A 1953-nucleotide genomic window follows, 5' to 3' on the forward strand; every position below is an offset into this window, starting at 1 on the left:
TAGTATACCTTGGAACCGCCGTATGCGACCCACGCTTGTACGGTGGTGTGAGAGGACGGAGGCCGTGAGGCCTCCTCCTACTCGATTGCGCCGAGCATGGCGTTGATCTAGGAGGTGAAAGTCCTCTACGGGCTCAGTCGAGCGAGAACCGTTAGCCTATGCAAGGGTGTTCACCGTGAGGTGAAATCTGAAGGAAGCAAATGGCAAAACTTGGTTGTGACGAACAGAAACCTGATAGTAGGCCTATGCAACTTGGGTAACCTAGCAATAGATAGAATAGCCCAATGCCTCGACGGGAAGTGTGTATAGGTAAATCAGGCATGACCAAGCGAAAGAACAACGCCTTACCTCGGGATATCTTATCGCTTGTCTCAGATGAGACTAACGCAGTAGTGATGCTGCGTGACGGGTGGTAAGAAGTCAGCAGAAGGCATAGTACCTTGAGGAAGTACAACTCAAGGGAAGGCCTGAACTGAATATATCAAGAAGCAGTCACTAGACACTCAATCATGTGGAGTCATAGCAAGATGAAACCCATCTCTACGTCCCAATGGGCGATACCGCAAGTAAAGCTCATGGAAACGGAGAATGACAAGCATGGTCGGCGTAGACAGGAGGACGAGTCTTGGTGACCTCAACTTCGTTGATGGAGCAAATCGGCTCCTCAACTAACTTGAATCACGCCCTTAGACGCGTGAAGAAGAACAAAGGATGCGCAGGTGTCGATAAACTCGATATTGATGCGACCATCTCAATGCTTCGACAAGCTTCAAACGGGCAAGTGCTTCGCCAGAGCCTTCTGGATGGAAGCTATCAACCTCATCCCGTTCTGGGTGTAGAAATCCCTAAACCTCGTGGTGGCGTTAGGCAACTGGGTATCCCAACAGTTCTTGATCGAGTAGTCCAACAGGCTATCACCTCAGTCCTGTCAGATATCTATGAACCTAAGTTCTCCAATAGCAGTTATGGATTTAGACCCAATCGCAGTGCTCATCATGCACTCGCGGCAGCGAGTTGCTATATCCGAGAAGGGCGAGGTTATGTAGTAGATATTGACTTAGCGAAATACTTCGACACAGTGAACCACGATAGACTGATGCACAGACTGTCACAGGATGTTGCTGATAAACGAGTGTTGAAGCTCATCAGGTCATATCTACAGGCAGGCATAATGCGAAACGGGTTAGTTGAACAGAGACAACGAGGTACACCACAGGGTGGGCCATTATCTCCGTTACTATCCAATATCGTATTAGATGAACTGGATAAAGAGTTAGAGCGTAGAGGGCATAAGTTCTGTCGATATGCAGACGACTGCCAAATCTACGTGCGTAGTGAGGAAGCCGCTCATCGAGTGAAAGAGTCGATAACGGAGTTCTTGGAGCAGAAACTGAAACTCACGGTAAACCGAGAGAAGAGCGCAGCGACAAGAGTGACAGAGCGGGCTTACCTAAGCCATCGCTTCCAGGTAAATGGAACTATCCATATATCGAAGCCAGCGCAAGCTCAAATGAAGAAGCAAGTGCGGCGGATAACGAAGCGAAACCGAGGTCGAGAGCTGAAGGTTATCATAACCGAGTTAACTCAATACCTAAGAGGTTGGCAACACTACTTCAAACTCGCCATACGGAAAAGCAGCATGCAGCGCTTGGACGAATGGACACGGCGACGTCTAAGGTGTTACCGGCTAAAGCAGCGCAAACGTAGATACGGCATAGCGACATGGTTACAGCAACAAGGTGTAACAGAGCGAAATGCGTGGAAGGTAGCGATGTCAGACAAAGGTTGGTGGCACTTGGCATTAACGCCGCAGGTGAATCACGCTATGCCAACAAAATGGTTCAAGGAGTTGGGTCTGTACTCGTTGCGAGATGGGTACGAGTCACTGAAAGTATATTCGGAACCGCCGTATGCGACTCACGCTTGTACGGTGGTGTGAGAGGACGGAGGCCG

General features: G+C 49.4%; 1 protein-coding gene. It reads left to right on the plus strand.

Going from position 1 to position 1953, the window contains the following annotated elements; all coding sequences use genetic code 11:
* Positions 1-646: 646 nt before the first annotated feature.
* On the plus strand, positions 647-1939 hold the full coding sequence (ltrA, locus tag BIZ37_RS29980) for a group II intron reverse transcriptase/maturase (RefSeq protein ID WP_187464651.1): 1293 nt from the start codon (positions 647-649) through the stop codon (positions 1937-1939).
* Positions 1940-1953: the final 14 nt, after the last annotated feature.

The organism is Photobacterium sp. BZF1 (assembly GCF_014349205.1).
Taxonomy (GTDB): Bacteria; Pseudomonadota; Gammaproteobacteria; order Enterobacterales; family Vibrionaceae; genus Photobacterium.

Excerpts from the sequence above, each read along its gene's own strand:
- ltrA (WP_187464651.1), top strand. The coding sequence starts at position 647 with ATGGAGCAAATCGGCTCCTCAACTAACTTGAATCACGCCCTTAGACGC.